The following is a 17,822-nucleotide window of genomic DNA, read 5'->3' on the forward strand; positions in this document are numbered from 1 at the left end:
TCGCATGCCGCAAAGCCAGGACGGGGAGATCTTCCGCCCCGACGTCACCATCCTTCCCGGCCCCCAGGCCGCCCCGGTCCGCCGTGAGCGGTTCGCGATCCGCTTGAGCCCGCAGGACCTCGAACGGCGGGCCTGGAAGCGACGCGTCGACACCATCCACGTCAACACCGACGTCGTGATCAAGACCGTCGCGCGCTTCGACGAGATGCTCAAGGACCTCGGCGACGATGTCGAGGGTCAGTGCCTCGTCATCCCGGCCGCTTCCGGGGCCGGGAAGTCGCATCTGCTCGCCCGGTTGCAGCTCCGCCCGGCGCTCGTGCCGTTCCGCGACGAGTTCGGCCCCGTGCGGCCGCTGGTCTACATCAAGGCGCCGAGCCCCTGCACGCTGAAGACGCTGGGTCTCGCGCTGTACCTCGCCATGACGGAGAAGGAGCTCAGCGCCAACCTGAAGGAGCACGATATCTGGACCCGGGTGCGCCACCAGATGCACGCCCAACTCGTCTCCATCATCATGATCGACGAATTCCACCATGCCTTCCGCGGACGCACCGGTGACGAGCGGCGCACCCTGGTCGAGACGCTGAAGAACCTCGTCATCCCGGATCCGGACGATCCGCTTCGGCCGCCCGGTGCGGAGTTGCGCCCCGTCTCCCTCGTGCTCTCGGGCATGCCCTGGCTCAAGAAGGTGCTGAAGGAGGATTTCCAGCTCCTCCGGCGCTGCGTCTTCAAGCCGATCAAGCCGCTGGGTCACTCGGAAGCCTGCGTGAAGAAGGCCACGAAATTCCTGTCGCTGGTCGAGGCAAGGCTCGGCTTCCCGGCCGCGTGCGGCCTGTCGGAGCACGACATGGTTCAGCGCATGCTCAAGGCTTCGAACGGCTACACCGGTCGCATGATGCACCTCGTCAAGAAGGCGGCCTTCCGCGCCATCCAGTCGGGCAAGCCGAGCATCGGGCAGGTCGACCACCTCGGCTTCGTCTTCGAGGAGATCTTCGAGCTCGGTCCGCGCAGGAACCCGTTCCTGGTGGTCGACATCTCGACCCTGCCGAAGATGAAGGAGATCGAGTTCGAGAGGCTCACGCGCCTGACGGGGACCGCCGAGGCCGGGGTCGAGACGCAAGCCGACGACGCGTAGGGGGAAACCGATGCGGCTGACCATCATCCCGCCCGTCATCGACGGGGAATCCGCCGCGGCCCACCTGCTGCGCGCCTTCGACGTCAACGGCGAGCCGTGGAGCCGCGAACGCCTCAGGACCGCGGGCCATTCCATGAGCGACATCCTGCAGGGCCGCGCCGCCGGCCCCCTCGCGGATCGGCTCGGCCGTGGCGAGGACGCGTTCCGGGGTTGGACGCCCACCGAGATCACCAAGAAAAAGGTCGTGATCGCGGACGAGGTGGTCCACCGGGACGATTGGACGACGAACGTGCGGCGGTGGTGCCCCTGCTGTTGGCAGGACGACCTTCGCAGGACGCCGTCGGGACGACACGCGCACTGGAACATCCACCGGCGCTTCTGGTGGGACGTGGCCGCCGTCGGCACCTGTCCCCTCCATCATGTCCGCCTGGAGGCGTCCTGCCCGATTTGCCGGACGGGCGTCACCTGGGAAGCCGGCTCGCTGACCCGTTGCAGGAACGGCCATTCCCTTCTCGCCTGCGACGGCGCCAGGGTCCCGCCCGCGACGACGCTGGCGGACGCCTACGTGGTCGGCCGCCTCGGCGGCATGGCCCGGACCAGCGTGCCCCTCCTCGACGGCCTGACGCTCGCCGAGGCCTGCGACGCCATGGAGCGGTTCGGCGTCGCCCTGCTCGGGGGCGCCGACGGGGCCCTCTCGAAGTTTCCGGCGGAGCGCCATCCGGAGGTGTTCTCGGCCGGTCTCGCCACCGCCCGGGACTGGCCGCACGCCTTCGACGCCCTGCTCGACGGGATGGCCCGAGCCGACCATGTCGGCCTCGGCGCCTGGGGGGCCGAACAGGTCTATGGCTACCTGTATCTCTGGGCGAAGCGGCTGCCGGCGGGAGCGAGCGGGGATGCGGTTCGGGCGGCCCTATACGCGCATCACGCCGGTCGGGGCCCGGTTCACAAGACCTCGGTGGTGATCCGGCATGCCGACGTCCCGTTGGTCAGCCTCGCCGACATCGCCGCGGAATGCGGCCGAAGGCCGGAGTTCATCGCCGGCTACGTCAAGGCCCTGGGCGCCTGGCCGCAACGGACGAGGAGGGGTACGCCCATCGGCATCGCCCGCGAGACCGCCGCCCAGATCCGGGCGATCCTCGACCGCGCGCTCCGCGCGGAGGATCTGCCGGCGGCGCTCGGGCTGGCGAAGCGCCAGACGCGGATGTTGGTCGCGGCGCGAATCGTCCCACCCGCCGAGATCCACGCGCGCGCCGGCATCAAGGCCGACGTCTTCGACCGGGATGCCGTGGCCGCCGTGCTATCCCGGATCCGTGGCTCGGCGCCGACCGTCGGGGCCACGCCCGCCGGCCTCCTTCCGCTCGCGCGAGCCAGCCAGCACGGCAAGGTCGACGGCGTGCGCGGCACCTGCGACATGATCCTGGCCGGCCAGCTTCGGGTCAGGGCGGTCCTGCGGGACGTACCCGGCCTCGCGGGCTTCCTGGTCAACCCGGAGGACATCAGGGTCGCGCGGCGTTCGCGCGAAGGTGGGGGTCTCACCCTCGAAGAGGTCGGCCGGCGGCTCACGGTCCCGACGGACAGCGTCGGCCTGATCGTCCGGGCGGGCCTCATGGCGGGGACAGCGATGCCGTGCGGGGAGATCCTCGTGCGGGACGATGCGCTCGCGGCTTACGAGGCCGAGTACGCCACCACGGGTGCGCTCGCCAGGGAGATGGGATCCGGCGCGCGGTGGGTGCGGGAAGCCTTGGATCGGGCCGGCGTCAGGCCAGCTTTCGCGATCACATGCCGAAAGACCACGACGGTATGGCGCCGGATGGATGTCCCGACGGACCTTCGGCGCCGCATCGCCAAGACCCACGCGCCGCGACCCTAGGAGCACGCCGGGACCGCCGTTCCGCGCGAGCGCCGTCGGCGCAAAGCCATGAGCGGGGCGATGAGGATCTGCGCGGGGCGTCGACCGAGGAAGGATGTTACGCCGTCTTGGTTCGGGGACCCCGTCGCCTTCCAGGGGACGTGAACAGATTGGATCATCGCCGCGACCGTGATCGCGGCGGCCCATCGGTTCGGCTGGCGCGGCCTCGCGCTCGGATCCGTCCTCGGTGCGACCGGCGTCGCGGTGCTGGCGGCGCTGCAGGCGGCGACCTGCCGGATCGCCCGGCATTGGCTGGATTGGATCTCCGTCCTGCCGCCGCTCGGGTTCGGCCTCCAACGCGCTTATGAGGTCACCGCCGGCCTGCAAGGCCGAGACGGTGCCGACGTCCACCCTCGCGGTCAGGCTTGCACCTGCCCATCGACGCCGGCGGGCTCGGTTCGCGCCTCGGGCATCGGCAGCGGCGGGGCTGGTGAGCCTCGTGGTCTGGCCCGGCGTGTCCCGGCGCAATAAGACGGCGACCGCGACCGCCGGAAACGGATCGGGGCTCGCCGTCCTCGTCCGCCGGGCTTGCTGCTGTGGGATGGAGCGCATCGTCCGACGCATGCCGCCCGACGTGCCGGACGCAATCGCGGCGGTGACGGTCACCGGTCACGACGCCTTTCGATTCCGGCTCGGCTACACCGGCGTGGCTTGACGGGGCGTCCGGCTGGACGAAACCCATGTCGGGGACGATCTGACCGGGGCCGCCGTTCCGCCCTGCGGATCCTGCGATCTAGGAGCGGCTCGGGGTCCTGCCGGGCTCGACTTCGACCTGCGCGACGGCGACCTGCTGAACGCGCCGCGGCAGTTCGCGAGCGAGGGCGGCCTTCCTGTAAGGCGTCATCTTCCGCCACGCGCGTATTTCCGGGACCGTGCGGCCGCAACCGAGGCACCAGCCGGTCCGCCCATCCCACTGGCAAACCCCGATGCATGGGTCGTCCTTCCTCATGCTAGGGCCTCCCCGCCACGCGACGCATCGGTCGCTGGACACAGATAGGGTACCCCCCTATATATTGCGAGTACGAGGACGCCATTCATGGCTCACACGATCAAGGACAGGACCAAGCTGCTGGCGCGGGTGCGCCGGATCAAAGGACAGGCGGAAGCCGTCGAGCGGGCCCTGGAAGCCGAGCTCGGCTGCAGCGACGTCCTGATGCTGGTCGCCTCGATGCGCGGGGCCATCAACGGCCTGACCGCCGAGCTGATGGAAGACCACATCCGCCACCACGTCGTGAACCCGGACGCCGAGCCGGACGCCGAGCGCGCCCGGGGCGCCGCCGAGCTGATCGAGGTGGTGCGGACCTACCTCAAATGACGAGAGCCGCCCCATGACCCCGTTCGCCGACCTGCTGCAGCAGGGGACCGCGCATGCCTGGCTGTTCGTGCCGAGCGCGATCCTGCTCGGCGCCCTGCACGGCCTGGAGCCCGGCCATTCGAAGACGATGATGGCCGCCTTCATCATCGCGGTCCGGGGCACGGTCACGCAGGCGGTCCTGCTCGGGCTGGCGGCGACGCTCTCGCACACCGCGGTCGTCTGGGTGATCGCGCTGGGCGGACAGTATCTCGGCCAGGAATGGGGAGGCGAGACGGCCGAGCCGTATTTCCAGCTGGCGTCGGCGGTGCTCATCGTCGGCATCGCGCTCTGGATGGCGTGGCGGACCTGGCGCGAGCAGCACCACGGTCACCATCATCACCATGGCGAGCACCGGCACGTCGTGACCGGCGACAGCCGGTTGACGCTGGAGGTGTACGAGGACGGCGTGCCGCCGCGCTGGCGCCTCCGGGCCGGGACGGGTCCGCTGCCCGCGCCGGGTGCGGTCACCGTCGAGACGGTCCGTCCGGACGGCGGGCGGCAGACGTTCGCCTTCGCCGATGGGGGCGACTTCCTGGAGAGCCTGGAGGAGATCCCCGAGCCGCACGCCTTCACGGCGCGACTGCGCCTTGACGGGTCCGAGGGTGCGGAAACTCACGAGGTCGCGTTCGAGGAGCAGGATCACGACCACGGTCACATGAACCTGGGCGACGAGGACGACGCCCATGCCCGGGCGCATGCGGAGGACATCCGGCGACGCTTCGCCGGGCGTCAGGTGACGACTGGACAGATCGTGCTGTTCGGGCTGACCGGCGGCCTGATCCCGTGCCCGGCCGCCATCACCGTCCTGCTCCTGTGCATCCAGCTCAAGCAGTTCAGCCTCGGCTTCGCGCTGGTCGTCTGCTTCAGCATCGGCCTCGCGGTCACGATGGTCTCGGCCGGGGTGCTGGCCGCCCTCAGCGTCAAGCACGTCGCGTCGCGGTGGTCCGGGTTCGGTGCCTTCGCCCGTCGGGCGCCCTACGCCTCGGCAGCCCTGATCGTGCTCGTCGGCCTCTACACCGGCTGGCTTGGCTGGCAGGGCATCCATCCCGACCCCGCGGCGCACGCGGTCGGGATCGTCCCATCGGTCAGCCCATCGTAAGCGCGGTCCCGGCGGGCTTGGTCGCCCCGCCGGTCCTCGCCGCGAAAGCCCACAGCCGTCGAGGCGCCGGTGCATCGGCGGATTTAGGCGAGATGGACGCGGCTGCCCGCTCGGAGCGAACCGGTTGAGCCTCAGGACGCGTGGGTCAAGCCGACGGACTTACCGGGCTGCCACCGCGAAGACCCGCATGGCGGGGTTCCGGCGGCGCATCGCCCCGCACCTTCGCCATTCGATCGAAGCCGCGGCGCGTGGCATCCACGGCCTCGTGACCGAAGCGCCCGACGAACATCCGGCTCGGTTCAACCCGGCCGGGCCGCGGGCCAGCGTTGGTGCAGGTCGTCGATGACGAAGGCGTGGGCATGCCGGCGCGTCCCGACGCCTTCCAGGTGCGGATGGCCAGATTCGAGGTCGGGGTGCGCGTGCTCGACGACGTCCGGGTCCGAGGCCGGCCAGAGCGCCGCCGCCGCGGCGATGGCGACCAAGGTCAGCGCGCCCAGCACCGCCAGCGTGACCGGCATGCCCGCCTTCGCGCCGAGCCAACCGGCAAGTGGATAGGTCAAGAGCCAGGCGACGTGCGAGAGCGCGAACTGGGCCGCGAACACGGCCGGGCGGTCGCCGGGCGTCGCGGAGCGCCGGAGCAGCCGTCCGGTCGGGGTCTGCGCGGCGGAGTAGCCGATCCCGAGCGCCAGCCAGGCGGCCAGCAGCATAGGCCAGCCGATGACGCCGCCCCAGGTCGTGGCGGCAAAGCCGAGCAGCACGACGCCGAGGAACGCCGCCGCCGGGAGCATGACCGTGCGGTCGGGCAGCCGGTCGAGCACCCGCGGCAGCAGCAGGGCCGCCAGCATCGAGCCGCCCCCGAACAGCCCGAGCGCCACCGCGACGTCGTTCTGGGGCCGTTGCAGGAGGGCCTGCACGATCACCACCGTGTTGACGATGACCATGGAGCCGGCCGCCGCCACCGCGAGGTTCAGGGCGAGAAGCCCGCGCAGCCGCGGCGTGGCGAGGTAGATCCGCAGCCCCCGCGTGGTGCGCTCGTACACCCCCGCTTGGCGCTCGGGCGGCGTCGGGGACGGGAGCGCCACCGAGACGACCAGGGCGGCCGAACACAGGAATCCGACGACCGTGCCGCCGAACAGCCAGTGGAAGTCGATGACCGTCAGCAGCAAGGCGGCCAGTGTCGGACTGAGCAGGTTCTCCAGGTCGTAGGCGAGGCGCGAGAGCGACAGCGCCCGGGTGTAGTCACGCTCGTCCGGGAGGATGTCCGGGATGGTCGCCTGGAAGGTCGGCGTGAAGGCCGCCGAGCAGGCTTGCAGCACGAACACCAGTAGGTAGACCTGCCAGACCTGGTCGACGAAGGGCAGGATCAGGGCGACGCCGGCCCGGACGAGGTCGGTCGCAACCAGGAAAGCGCGGCGGGGCAACTGCCCGGTGAAGGCGTTCGCGATGGGCGCCACCAGCACGTAGGCCACCATCTTGATGGCGAGCGCCGTGCCCAGCACCGCCCCGGCCTCTGCCCCGGCCAACCGGTAGGCGAGCAGGCCGAGGGCCACCGTCAGCAGGCCGGTGCCGATCAGGGCGATGACCTGCGCGGCGAACAGGTGCCGGTAGGTGCGGTTCGCGAGGACGCTCAGCATCGGGGCCTTCACAGGTACTTGGCCAGCGCCTTGAACTCGGCCAGCGCCGCCTTGGCGGACTTGCCGCCGTCCGCGACGCCGTCGCCGATGCAGTGCTCCATGTGGTCCTCGATCAGCGTGCGCTTCGCGTTGGCGATGGCGCTCTCGACCGCCTGCAACTGCTGGGCGAGGTCCACGCAGGGGCGGCCCTCCTCGATCATCGCGATGACGCCGGCGAGATGGCCGTGGGCGCGCCTCAGCCGCTTGATGATCTCCGGGTGGGAGGCGTGCACGTGATTCATGTTGACATGCTATCCCCCCGGAGGGGATAAGGGAAGGGTGTTCGACGCGCCGGGATGGACGGCGCTCGCCGGGAAGAGGGTGTCGGGTGTCATTCGGACGGCGTCTCATGACGGTGGCCGTCGCGTTGCTCCTGGCGGCCGTGACGGTGATGCCGTTGCTCGCCGAGGCCCGGCACGCGGCCTCCGGTCCCGTCGCGATCGCCATGCCGCCGGTGGCGGGACAGGACCACGCCAAGGCCCACCAGGATGCCGATGACCTGGTCCACCACGCGCAATCGCACGCGCAGGGCGTGATGCCCGTCGCCGCCAAGGCTCCCGCGAGCGTGACCACGTCGGCGGCGCGGTCGTTCGCTTGCCTGGACGACGTCTTTCGAGCCGGGGGCGGGGCGCAGGGACCGTTCGAGCCTCCGAGGACCTGAGGCTTTCCGCCTCTTCCCATCCTCGAACGACGGCGCCGTGCGAGTGCGGCCGCCCGTCCATGGCACCGACATGTCCAGACTTCTCATCCCCGTTCTGCTGGCCCTCGCCGGCGGCGTCCTGATCGCGACCTGGTGGCCCGGCGCTCCCGATGCGGTCCGCACCATGCTGGCGGGCGCCAGGGGGGCCGCCGCGCCCGCCAAGCCCGAACCGCACGCGGCGGCCGGTCCGGAGCCGGAGAGATCCGGCCTCGTCAAGCTGACGGACGACCAAGTCGGCAAAGCCGGCATCCGCACGGACGGGGTCGGTGGCGGGAACCTCTCGCGCCACCTGCACGTGCCGGGCACCATCGTCCCGAACGCCAACCTGACCGCCCGCATCGCGGTGAAGACCACCGGCACGGTGGTGGAGCTGCGCAAGGGGCTCGGCGACAAGGTCGCCAAGGGCGAGGTCGTGGCGCTCCTCGACAGCCGCGAGATCGCCGACGCCAAGGGAGAATACTTGGCGGCACGCGTGTCGGCCGCCCTGCAGAAGACGCTCTACGAGCGCGACAAGGAGCTCTGGGACAGGCGCATCTCATCCGAGCAGCAGTACCTGCGCTCGCAGGCGAGCTACCAGGACCTGAAGGTCAAGGAGGACGCGGCCCGCCGCAAGCTGACCTTCCTCGGCCTCAGCCAAGCCGAGATCCAGGCGTTGCCGAACCAGCCGGAGGCGCAGTTCGAGCGCCAGGAGATCCGCTCGCCGCTCGGTGGCAAGGTCGTGGAGCGGCGCGTCGACCTCGGGGCGGCCGTCGGCCGGGACAACCTGGAGACCGAGCTCTACAGCGTCGTCGACCTGTCAACGGTCTGGGTCGATCTCGCGGTGAGCCCCGGCGACCTGCCGCTGGTCCGCGAGGGCCAGACGGTGGCCGTGCGGGCCGAGGCGACCGGCGGGGCCGCGCGCGGTCGCATCGTCATCATCGTGCCCGTCCTCGACCAGGCCACGCGCGCGGCGCGGGTCGTCGCGGAACTGGCCAACCCGGACGAGACCTGGCGGCCCGGGTCTTTCGTGGGTGCCGAGATCGTGATCTCCGACAAGCCGGTGCGGGTGCTCATCCCGGCCTCGGCCATCCAGACCTTGGAGGGCAGACCGAACGTCTTCGTGCGGGTGGCCGCGGGCTTCGAGGCTAGGCCGGTGAAGCTCGGGCGGTCGGACGACGCCGCCGTGGAGGTGACGGAGGGGCTGGAGCCCGGCGAGGCCGTGGCGGTGGCCAACACCTTCACGCTGAAGTCCGAGCTCGGCAAGGCCGCGGCGGAGGACTGAACCGTGATCCGCCCGATCCTCGCCTTCTCCGTCGCCAACCGCTACGCGGTCATTCTGGTGACGCTCATCGCGGCCGCTTTCGGGGCCTGGTCGCTTGCGCGGCTGCCCATCGACGCGGTCCCGGACGTCACGAACAACCAGGTCCAGATCAACGTCATCGCGCCGGCTCTGACGCCGGTCGAGATCGAGAAGCAGGTCACGGTGCTGATCGAGCGCGCGCTCGCCGGCACGCCGAGCCTGGAGAGCATGCGAAGCTTCTCGCGCAACGGGTTCGCCCAGCTCACGGCCGTCTTCAGCGACAAGGTCGACGTCTACTTCGCCAGGCAACAGGTGAACGAGCGCCTGGGCGAGGTGCGCAACACCCTGCCACCCGGGGCCGAGGTCAGGCTCGGGCCGATCTCGACCGGCCTCGGCGAGATTTACTGGTGGGCGGTCGAGTACCAGGCCGCCGGCGACGGCGCCCCGGTCCGCGATGGCCTGCCGGGCTGGCAGTCGGACGGCAGCTACCTGACGCCCGAGGGCGAGCGGCTGAGGTCCGACTTCGAGCGCACGGTCTACCTGCGCACGGTCCAGGATTGGATCATCCGGCCACAGATGAAGAGCGTGCCGGGCGTGGCCGGTGCCGACGCCATCGGCGGCTTCGTGAAGGAGTACCAAGTCCAGCCCGACCCGATGAAGCTCGTCGGCTATGGCCTGGGCTTCGCCGACCTGACCCGGGCCATCGGAGCCAACAACGTGACCCGGGGCGCCAACTACGTCGAGCGCAACGGCGAGGGCTATGTCGTCCGGGCCAGAGGGCTGATCGAGAACGTCGACCAGATCCGCGACGTCGTCGTGGCGACCCGGGCCGGGATACCGATCCTGGTGAGGGACGTCGCCGAGGTCGGGATCGGCCGCGAGCTCCGGACCGGCTCGGCCAGCGAGAACGGCCGCGAGGTCGTGCTGGGCACCGCCCTCATGCTCATCGGCGAGAACAGCCGAACCGTCTCGGCGGCCGCGGACGCCAAGATCAAGGAGATCAACAAGCTTCTCCCGCCGGGCATCCAGGCCCGGACGCTGCTCAGCCGGACCGACCTCGTCGACGCCACGGTCCGGACGGTGTCGAGGAACTTGGCCGAGGGGGCGCTGCTGGTCGTCGCGGTGCTGTTCCTGGCGCTCGGCAACATCCGGGCGGCAATCATCACGGCCCTGGTCATCCCGATCGCCATGATGCTGACGGCCACCGGCATGCTGGCGGGCCGCATCAGCGCCAACCTGATGAGCCTCGGCGCGCTCGACTTCGGGCTCATCGTCGACGGCGCGGTCATCATCGCCGAGAACAGCCTGCGGCACCTGGCGGAGCGGCAGCACGCGCTGGGACGGAAGCTGAGCCTGGACGAGCGGCTGGAGACCGTGCGCGTCTCGGCCGAGGAGATGATCAAGCCGAGCGTCTACGGGCAGGCCATCATCATCCTGGTCTACGTGCCGCTGCTGACCTTCACCGGCGTGGAGGGCAAGACCTTCGCACCCATGGCGCTGACGGTGCTGATCGCGCTCGTGGCGGCCTTCGTGCTGTCCCTGACCTTCGTCCCGGCGATGGTCGCGACCTTCATCACCGGGCGGGTCGGCGAGGGCGACAACCTGCTGATCCGAGGACTGAAGGCGGCCTATCGACCGGTGCTGGGCGGGGCGGTTCGGACGCCCTTGGCTTTCATAGGCGGCGCGGTGGTCGTCCTCGGGCTGGCCGGGGCCCTGGCGACGCGGCTCGGCCAGGAGTTCACCCCGACGCTCGACGAGAAGAACATCGTCATGGAGGCGCGGCGCATCCCCTCGACGGCCATCTCGCAGTCGCAGGCCATGCAGCTCGGCGTCGAGGACGCCATGAGCAAGTTCCCGGAGGTGGCCTTCGTCTACTCGCGCTGCGGCACGCCCGACATCGCCGCCGACCCGATGCCGCCGAACGCCTGTGACACCTACCTGATCCTGAGGCCCCAAGCGGAGTGGCCGGACCCGTCCGAGGCGAAGGAATCGTTGATCGCCCGCATGGACGCCGAGGCGAAGCTGATCCCTGGCACGCTGCTCGGGTTCTCGCAGCCCATCCAGATGCGCTTCAACGAGCTGATCGCGGGCGTTCGCGACGACCTCGCGGTGAAGGTGTTCGGCGAGGAGTTCGGCCCGATGGTCGAGGGCGCCCGCAAGATCGCCGGCATCCTGCGCAGCCTGGAGGGCGCCGCCGACGTAAAGGTCGAGGAGGCGGTCGGGCTGCCTTTCCTGGAGATCAAGGTCGACCGGCGCGAGATCGCCCGGCGCGGCTTGAGCATGGCGGACGTGCAGGACGTCATCGGCACGGCGGTCGGCGGCAAGGACGCCGGGCTGGTGTTCGAGGGCGACCGCCGCTTCGCCATCGTGGTCCGGTTGGCCGACGACGTCCGGGGCGACGTCGAGGCGCTGAGGAACCTGCCGGTGCCGCTACCGCCCCCGCAGGCCGCGCCCGCGCGGTCGGGCACCGGGGTCCCGGCCGCTCCCGCGCCGGCCGGCGGGATGAGCGTGCCGCTGCGGCAGCTCGCCTCGTTCGCCTTCGGCGAGGGGCCGAACCAGGTGAGCCGCGAGAACGGCCGCCGCCGCGTCGTGGTCACCGCAAACGTGCGCGGGCGCGACATCGGCTCGCTGGTGGCCGAAGCGCAGGCGCGCATCGCCGCCGAGGTGCGGCTGCCGCCCGGTTACGAGGTGAAGTGGGGCGGGCAGTTCGAGAACCTGACGGCCGCTCGCCAGCGCCTGACGGTGGTCGTGCCGGCCTGCTTCGCGCTGATCTTCATCCTGCTCCTCGGGGCGCTCGGGTCCGGGCGTGACGCGCTGATCGTGTTCAGCGCCGTACCGATGGCCCTGACCGGCGGCGTGGCGGCCCTGTGGCTGCGCGAGATGCCCTTCTCGGTCTCGGCAGCGGTCGGGTTCATCGCGCTCTCGGGCGTCGCGGTTCTGAACGGCTTGGTGCTGCTGAACCACATCCGCGCGCTCGTGGAGGAGGGAACGGCGATTCCGGATGCCGTCCGCGAGGGCGCCCTGACCCGGCTGCGGCCGGTGGCGATGACGGCCTTGGTCGCCGCCCTGGGCTTCGTGCCGATGGCCCTGGCGACGGGCACGGGTGCGGAGGTGCAGCGGCCGCTGGCGACCGTCGTCATCGGCGGCTTGGCCAGCGCGACCGTCCTGACGCTGCTGGTCCTTCCGGCGCTTTACGTCCGGTTCGGCAAGGCCAAGGCGTCCTTCCCGTCCGCTCCACGAGGCCATGTCGTGGCGTGGACCGACACACCAACACCTTAGCCGGACGACCTCGTGAGCGGTCGGATCAGGGCGTCCGCATCGCGGCGCGACAAGGTCCCGGGCAAATCGGGACAAGCTGTGTTGAGAGCGGCGCTGTCGCGGAGCCGAAAACGGGACAAGCTTTCATGAGAGTGTGTCCTGCGCAGCCGCGCGCATGGATCGGCATCACCGAGGCTGCCCGGACCGAATGAGATGGCGCCCAAGCGGCGGGGCGGCGTAACCCGATGCGTGCCGCCGTCATTCATCGCCTTTGGGAACGCCCTGTCTCTGATCGCGTGCCGCCACCGTGGCTCGACGGATCGAGGCCAGATCGGGGGCCACGAGCGGCTGTCCGCCCGGGCTTCCGACCGGCTCGGATGAAAGGTCGCCGCCCGTCGCCCCTACTCGAAAGCCCCTGGGCATCGCACGGGACAACTCGGCGGTAGAGGCTTCTGAGCCAGGCTCATTCCGGCAGGCGCCGCGCCTTCCGAGCCGCCCGTCGGGGGCAGCCGGCGCGCGGCGTCGATGTCGCCGAAGGACCGGGGTGAGGCCACCTCGCCGCGGGTCACGCCCATGGCCTCGTGGCCGGGTTCGCCGGCCGTCCTCGCCGGCGGTGGGGCCGCCGGGGCGCTCGGCTCTCAGGCTGGCCAGTTCGCCGGCCGACCCAGGAAGCCGCGGCCCGGCATGCCGCGGAGCCATGTCACGAAGGCGCTCACCCGCTCGGGCGTGAACTGGTTTCGATGGCCCTGCGTGCTGTGCACGAGATCGCGCAGTTCCTGGGGGACCAGCGGGCCCGACCCGCCCCAGTAAGCGTATTCGCGCCCGAGAAGCACCCGGTCCGTCCGACCGGTGTCGCGCACCAGGTTCGGCAGGCTGGTGACGCCCCCCGGCTCGCTATGGAAGGAATCGGCCTGGACGAAGGTGCCGTCGGCCAAGCGGCGATAGATGTTGTCGCCGTAGATCTGCATGCGGCTGCCGGACATCACGGGTCGCTTGGCGCCGAAGCGAGCGTCGTCCCAGTACCGGTCGAAGGTGAGGATCTCGTCGACCCGCATCCAGTAGACGACACGGTCCTTGATCCCGTTCGGGATCGAGCCGGTCCCGACCACGAAGTCCCCGACGCTCGCGTGCTGCCGGATCAGCGGTTTGCACGCGCTCAGCGTGCACACCCGGTGAAACGGATTGGGCGCGAACCCGAGGTCGTGGTCGATCACGTAGGAGTGGACGCGCACGCCGGCCTCAGCACTTGTTCCGCTTGGTCTGGCGCTCCGCCCGCGGCTGGGCGTCGGGCTTCAACCACTCGGGCTTCGCGTTCCTCCGCGGTAGGGCGCCCCGCAGGCTGCCCGCATCCCAGGGAACGGTATCCCCGCCGTAATCCTCGAACGCGCGCGGCAGCGTTTCGTCCTGGGTTCCAGGAGGCCAGATCCCGATCACGCGACGACCCTGGGCGGCGGCCCGCTGCATCACGCGCCCCAGCTCCTCGTCCGCGAGGCAATCGGGAGACAGCACAATCACCCCCAAGTCCTCGTCCGGCGTCTCGGCGTGACCGGCCGGGGCCTCGTCATCCGCGGGCGCGGGCTCGTCGTCTTCCGGTGCAACGGGATCCTCGACGTGCTCGCCGTCTTCCTCCTCGTCGTCGTCCCCTTCGTCGGGCTCGACGGCGGCGACCTCCTCGTCCACGACCTCGCAGCCCGCCTCGGCCAAGAGCTTGAGCAGGGCCGTGCGTTCCTCGTCGTCGACAGGACCGAGCACGCAAACCTTCGGCATGTGCGGCTTCTCCCCGGTGCCCAGGTCCTTCCGTCGCGCATTCCGCCCGGGAGCCTGGCTCAGTAAAGCTTAGGTGGTCAGCCGCGGTCGGTATGGCAAGGGTGCGTCCGGAGCGTGTGTGGGTACAGGCAACCCTGGACTGAGCGCCGGAAAGGTCCGACGATGGCAACCTGAGGATAGGCCAACCGGGAGCGGGGAGGGGACATGGATACGGTGCCGCTTAGCCTGAACGGTTATCAAGCCGGGGCGGTCCGGACGGACCGGACGCGAGGGAAGGGCACCGGCCTCGACCTGGCCGTGCTCGGCCTCTTCGGCGAGACGGGCAGCCTGCTGAGCGAGACCAAGAAGAAGCAGCGCGACGCGCGGTCCTATCTCGGCTACGAGGCGAGCGTCGTCGAGGAGATGGGCGACGCGCTCTGGTACCTGGCGGTGATCGCCGATCACGCCGGGCTGCGCTTGGGGGATCTCGCCGGCCGGGACCTCGCCGGGGGACCCGAGCCGACCTTCGCGGACCTGCAGCCGCAGCGTGCCTTGCCTTTGCACGTCCCGACCGTCGCCTTCGAGCACACCCTGCTACAGCTGGCCGGGGCCGTCGGCCGGCTGGCCGCGCTGGGGGCGCGGGGCGACCTCGCGGGAAGCCCGGACCTCCTGGAGCGTCTCTCCGCAGTGTTCGGCCTTCTCGTCGCGGCCGCGAACGAGGCCGGCGTCACCCTGGAGCAGGCCGCCATGCGCAACCTCGCGAAGGCCGAGGACCGTTGGCCGGCGACGCGCGTCGCCCCGCCGCTGTTCGACGAGGCGTTCCCGGACGAAGAGCGCCTGCCCCGCGCGTTGACCATCGACATCTTCGAGCGCACCGGCGGGAACGACAGGCGGTACGTCGTGCAGCGATGCAACGGCATCTTCATCGGCGACCGCCTGACCGACAACATCATGAAGCCGGACGATTACCGGTTCCACGACGCCTTCCACTATGCCTACGCCGCCGTCCTCGGCTGGTCGCCGGTGACGCGCGCGCTGTTCCGCCTGAAGAGGAAAAGCGAGGCCCGCGTCGACGAGGGGCAGGACGGAGCGCGCGCGATCCTGATCGAGGAGGGCGTGGCGACGTTCGTCTTCGGTGAGGCGAAGCAGCTCGGCTTCTTCGAAGGACAGCGCCCGGGCGACCTGAGCTTCGCCTTCCTGAAATCGGTGAGGCAATTCGTGCGCGGCTACGAGGTCGAGGCCTGCCCGCTCTGGCTTTGGGAAGAGGCCATCCTCGCCGGTAACGAAGCGTTTCGTTTCTTGCGGGAGAAGCGCCGCGGGCGCCTTCGGCTCGATCTGGTCGGGCGGAAGATGCTGGTCGAGGACCTGCCGACATGACACCTGGCGCCTTCATCGAGGCCCTCGCGGCGCTTCGCTTCATCGACACCTTCAACCCCTACGCCGAGGCCTGCCCGGACCACGACGGCGTCGGTGCGCCCCAGGTCCGGCGTGAGAACCTGCGCCTCGTGCTGGAGGCGGCCCTCGCCGGAGGCGTCGACTCGATCTGGATCGCGCGCGACCTCGGGTACCGTGGCGGGCGGCGCACGGGCCTGGCGCTCACGGACGAGGCCCACCTCTCCGCCCATGCCGGCCTCTACGGTCAATTGCCGCTGGCGCGGGCAACCCGCGGCCCCGCGATGACCGAGCGCACGGCGACGGTGATCTGGCAGGTTCTCCGGGACCTGCGACGTCCGATCTTCCTCTGGAACGTCTTCCCGCTCCATCCGCACGCGTCGGGCGACCCGCTGTCCAATCGCTGCCACACTCGCCGGGAACGGCAGGCGTCCCGCCACCTCCTCGAATGGCTGGTGTCGGAATTGCGGCCCCGGGTCCTGGTCGCCATCGGGAGGGATGCCGAGGCGGCGTTGGCGGACTTGGGTATGGCGGCCGAGCGGGTCCGGCACCCCAGCTACGGAGGTCAGACCGAGTTCGTCGCTCGGATGGGCGAGTTGTACGGCCTACCCGCCAAAGCTCCGCACGCGGTGCAACTCACGCTGCCGTAAGGAAACCGCAGCCGGATCTTCCCGACGTTGGTCTGGCGGGCCTCCAGGTCAGGCATGACGCACCAGCACGTGTTCGTATGCTGGCCCGGGATGAGACGCCTCGAACCTTCCCATCGCCCCGGCGGCCACGCGCACCTATGCCGGCGAGACTTCCAGGGTGCGACGCACCGGTGAACCCTAGGGGCGGGCAACGGGAAGCCGGATCACCTTGCTTTACCTTAGGCGTGCCTCCGGTCTATCGCCTTGGCGAAGATCCGGCGGACGAAGGGGGGCGGTTTGGACGCGGCGGTTCGTGCGCGATTGCTCGCCTCCATGGAAGCCGGGCGCCTCGTCCTCCTCTGCGGCGCCGGCCTGTCGATGGCGCCGCCGAGTTCCCTGCCGTCGGCCTGGACCGTGGCCGCCAGGTGCTACGACCGCTATGTCATGAGCATCGATCCGGCGTGCCCGCAGGAACTGCGCGGCGACCTGGAGTCCCTGGCGGAGATCTTCGCCAAGGAGGACATGCTCGGGTCGGTCTTCATCGACGCTCTCGTGCCCTGGGAGGATTTCGTCCGGCCGCCCAACGTCGGGCACGCCGCGGTGGCGGACTTCCTGATCACGCGCTTGGCCGCCGGTGTCGTGTCGGCGAATTACGACACCCTGATCGAGCGCCGCGCGCAGGAATACGGGTTCGATCTCCTCGCCTCCCTCGACGGCGACGAGGCAAAGGTCCAGGCCCGCAAGCACGCGCCCCTGCTCAAGTTTCATGGCTGCTCCGTCCGCGAGCGGCGCGCCACGGTCTGGACGGCCTCACAGCTCACCGAGGACCGGGTGATCGCCGCGCGCATCGAGAAGACGAAGACGTGGATGGCCCACCACCTCCGCGAGAGCGACCTGCTCGTCGTCGGCTTCTGGTCGGATTGGTCCTATCTCAACACCGTTCTCGCCGAGGCATTGACGGGCGTCGCGCCGCTGTCGGTGACGCTGGTCGACCTGGCGCCCGAGGACGTCCTGCAGGCCAAGGCGCCCGAACTCTGGACCCTGGCCAATTCGGAGAACGTCCGGTTCACGCATGTTCAGCGTTCGGGGGCCGAAGTCCTGGACGAACTCCGGAGGGCGTTCTCCCAGGCGTACCTGCGCAAGGTCCTGCACGCCGGGCGCGCCGCGTTGGAGAGCGAGCTCGGGGCGGAGTGCGAGGCGGGCTGGCTCGATCCGCCCGACCTGGGCAGCGAGGAACTCTACGACCTTCGACGGGACGCCGAGGGCGTGCCGGCCACCGCCGCGGCGACCTTGCGGAACCCGGGGCCGTCCGAGGTCCTGGGCTACGCGCACCTGTTGCTGCGGCGTGCCGGTGCCAGCCAGACCCCCGTCGGCTATGATCTCGCGGGCCGCCGGATCAGGGTCGTGAACGGCTCGGGCATGCTGCTCCAGACGGTGCAGGACCGGTTCAGGGAGACGCCGTTCGAGGTCGCCGACATCGTGGTCTGCGCCGGAGCCACCGACGTCGGCCTGCCGTTGAACGTCGTTCGGGAAGGGCGACCGGGCGACATAATCCGGCCGAGCGCCTCCGCGGCATGGCTCGACCTTCCCGCCGCCCGCAGGGAGCTCGAAGTGTGATGGACATAGCGACCCAGTCCGAGGTGCTCCTCCG

At 70.4% G+C, this 17,822-nt stretch carries 16 protein-coding genes; 11 read left to right on the forward strand and 5 right to left on the reverse strand.

Going from position 1 to position 17,822, the window contains the following annotated elements:
* The first annotated feature begins 4 nt into the window (after positions 1-4).
* From LGR69_RS01735 to LGR69_RS01745, 3 genes are all read left to right on the forward strand, one after another.
* A complete protein-coding gene (locus LGR69_RS01735) occupies positions 5-1,132 on the forward strand; it encodes an ATP-binding protein (RefSeq protein WP_007565597.1) in 1,128 nt (375 codons plus the stop codon).
* Between the two features lie 10 nt (positions 1,133-1,142).
* Positions 1,143-3,002, forward strand: a complete 1,860-nt coding sequence (locus tag LGR69_RS01740) for a TniQ family protein (protein ID WP_007565600.1) — start codon at positions 1,143-1,145, stop codon at positions 3,000-3,002.
* Positions 3,003-3,170: 168 nt separating this feature from the next.
* Positions 3,171-3,512 (forward strand): hypothetical protein, encoded by a 342-nt coding sequence (locus LGR69_RS01745; RefSeq protein ID WP_039903404.1) that lies wholly within the window; start codon positions 3,171-3,173, stop codon positions 3,510-3,512.
* 262 nt (positions 3,513-3,774) lie between these two features.
* Here the strand turns inward: LGR69_RS01745 and LGR69_RS01750 are convergent, their stop codons facing one another.
* Entirely contained in the window at positions 3,775-3,990 is a 216-nt protein-coding gene (locus tag LGR69_RS01750; protein ID WP_007565605.1) for a DUF1289 domain-containing protein, read from the reverse strand.
* An 87-nt stretch (positions 3,991-4,077) separates the two neighbouring features.
* Between LGR69_RS01750 and LGR69_RS01755 the strand changes: the two genes are divergently transcribed.
* Both LGR69_RS01755 and LGR69_RS01760 read left to right on the forward strand, forming a co-directional pair.
* Complete coding sequence (locus LGR69_RS01755; RefSeq protein WP_007565607.1) at positions 4,078-4,356, forward strand: metal/formaldehyde-sensitive transcriptional repressor; 279 nt, start codon at positions 4,078-4,080, stop codon at positions 4,354-4,356.
* 13 nt (positions 4,357-4,369) lie between these two features.
* A complete protein-coding gene (locus tag LGR69_RS01760) occupies positions 4,370-5,494 on the forward strand; it encodes a nickel/cobalt efflux transporter (RefSeq protein ID WP_007565609.1) in 1,125 nt (374 codons plus the stop codon).
* A 299-nt stretch (positions 5,495-5,793) separates the two neighbouring features.
* Here LGR69_RS01760 and LGR69_RS01765 read toward each other — a convergent pair whose 3' ends face one another.
* Complete coding sequence (locus LGR69_RS01765; protein ID WP_007565612.1) at positions 5,794-7,128, reverse strand: MFS transporter; 1,335 nt, start codon at positions 7,126-7,128, stop codon at positions 5,794-5,796.
* Positions 7,129-7,136: 8 nt separating this feature from the next.
* Positions 7,137-7,409, reverse strand: coding sequence for a metal-sensing transcriptional repressor (locus LGR69_RS01770; RefSeq protein WP_007565613.1), 273 nt, complete (start codon positions 7,407-7,409; stop codon positions 7,137-7,139).
* A gap of 107 nt (positions 7,410-7,516) precedes the next feature.
* Here LGR69_RS01770 and LGR69_RS01775 point away from each other — a divergent pair, with 107 nt between their 5' ends.
* From LGR69_RS01775 to LGR69_RS01785, 3 genes are all read left to right on the forward strand, one after another.
* Positions 7,517-7,828, forward strand: a complete 312-nt coding sequence (locus tag LGR69_RS01775) for a hypothetical protein (RefSeq protein WP_007565615.1) — start codon at positions 7,517-7,519, stop codon at positions 7,826-7,828.
* 70 nt (positions 7,829-7,898) lie between these two features.
* Complete coding sequence (locus tag LGR69_RS01780) at positions 7,899-9,128, forward strand: efflux RND transporter periplasmic adaptor subunit (protein WP_230364975.1); 1,230 nt, start codon at positions 7,899-7,901, stop codon at positions 9,126-9,128.
* Between the two features lie 3 nt (positions 9,129-9,131).
* Positions 9,132-12,425 carry an efflux RND transporter permease subunit gene (locus LGR69_RS01785; RefSeq protein WP_007565618.1) on the forward strand — a complete coding sequence of 1,098 codons (3,294 nt, stop codon included), beginning with the start codon at positions 9,132-9,134 and terminating at the stop codon, positions 12,423-12,425.
* Between the two features lie 617 nt (positions 12,426-13,042).
* Here the strand turns inward: LGR69_RS01785 and LGR69_RS01790 are convergent.
* Positions 13,043-13,636 carry an Nmad2 family putative nucleotide modification protein gene (locus LGR69_RS01790; protein ID WP_007565619.1) on the reverse strand — a complete coding sequence of 198 codons (594 nt, stop codon included), beginning with the start codon at positions 13,634-13,636 and terminating at the stop codon, positions 13,043-13,045.
* Between the two features lie 7 nt (positions 13,637-13,643).
* Positions 13,644-14,171, reverse strand: coding sequence for a hypothetical protein (locus LGR69_RS01795; protein ID WP_007565621.1), 528 nt, complete (start codon positions 14,169-14,171; stop codon positions 13,644-13,646).
* Between the two features lie 204 nt (positions 14,172-14,375).
* Here LGR69_RS01795 and LGR69_RS01800 point away from each other — a divergent pair, with 204 nt between their 5' ends.
* From LGR69_RS01800 to LGR69_RS01810, 3 genes are all read left to right on the forward strand, one after another.
* Complete coding sequence (locus LGR69_RS01800) at positions 14,376-15,527, forward strand: nucleoside triphosphate pyrophosphohydrolase family protein (RefSeq protein WP_007565623.1); 1,152 nt, start codon at positions 14,376-14,378, stop codon at positions 15,525-15,527.
* A complete protein-coding gene (locus tag LGR69_RS01805) occupies positions 15,524-16,192 on the forward strand; it encodes a uracil-DNA glycosylase (protein ID WP_007565624.1) in 669 nt (222 codons plus the stop codon). Before LGR69_RS01800 ends, LGR69_RS01805 begins: the two co-directional genes overlap by 4 nt.
* A gap of 312 nt (positions 16,193-16,504) precedes the next feature.
* Entirely contained in the window at positions 16,505-17,788 is a 1,284-nt protein-coding gene (locus tag LGR69_RS01810; RefSeq protein ID WP_007565626.1) for an SIR2 family protein, read from the forward strand.
* Positions 17,789-17,822 lie beyond the last annotated feature (34 nt).

It is taken from the genome of Methylobacterium brachiatum (genome assembly GCF_020523825.1).
Taxonomy (GTDB): domain Bacteria; phylum Pseudomonadota; class Alphaproteobacteria; order Rhizobiales; family Beijerinckiaceae; genus Methylobacterium; species Methylobacterium brachiatum.

What these genes read in the sequence shown, in the direction of transcription:
- LGR69_RS01735 (WP_007565597.1), top strand. Translation starts at nt 5, where the DNA reads ATGCCGCAAAGCCAGGACGGGGAGATCTTCCGCCCCGACGTCACCATC.
- LGR69_RS01740 (WP_007565600.1), top strand. Translation starts at nt 1,143, where the DNA reads ATGCGGCTGACCATCATCCCGCCCGTCATCGACGGGGAATCCGCCGCG.
- LGR69_RS01750 (WP_007565605.1), bottom strand. Translation starts at nt 3,990, where the DNA reads ATGAGGAAGGACGACCCATGCATCGGGGTTTGCCAGTGGGATGGGCGG.
- LGR69_RS01755 (WP_007565607.1), top strand. Translation starts at nt 4,078, where the DNA reads ATGGCTCACACGATCAAGGACAGGACCAAGCTGCTGGCGCGGGTGCGC.
- LGR69_RS01760 (WP_007565609.1), top strand. Translation starts at nt 4,370, where the DNA reads ATGACCCCGTTCGCCGACCTGCTGCAGCAGGGGACCGCGCATGCCTGG.
- LGR69_RS01765 (WP_007565612.1), bottom strand. Translation starts at nt 7,128, where the DNA reads ATGCTGAGCGTCCTCGCGAACCGCACCTACCGGCACCTGTTCGCCGCG.
- LGR69_RS01770 (WP_007565613.1), bottom strand. Translation starts at nt 7,409, where the DNA reads ATGAATCACGTGCACGCCTCCCACCCGGAGATCATCAAGCGGCTGAGG.
- LGR69_RS01775 (WP_007565615.1), top strand. Translation starts at nt 7,517, where the DNA reads ATGACGGTGGCCGTCGCGTTGCTCCTGGCGGCCGTGACGGTGATGCCG.
- LGR69_RS01780 (WP_230364975.1), top strand. Translation starts at nt 7,899, where the DNA reads ATGTCCAGACTTCTCATCCCCGTTCTGCTGGCCCTCGCCGGCGGCGTC.
- LGR69_RS01795 (WP_007565621.1), bottom strand. Translation starts at nt 14,171, where the DNA reads ATGCCGAAGGTTTGCGTGCTCGGTCCTGTCGACGACGAGGAACGCACG.
- LGR69_RS01800 (WP_007565623.1), top strand. Translation starts at nt 14,376, where the DNA reads ATGGATACGGTGCCGCTTAGCCTGAACGGTTATCAAGCCGGGGCGGTC.
- LGR69_RS01805 (WP_007565624.1), top strand. Translation starts at nt 15,524, where the DNA reads ATGACACCTGGCGCCTTCATCGAGGCCCTCGCGGCGCTTCGCTTCATC.
- LGR69_RS01810 (WP_007565626.1), top strand. Translation starts at nt 16,505, where the DNA reads ATGGAAGCCGGGCGCCTCGTCCTCCTCTGCGGCGCCGGCCTGTCGATG.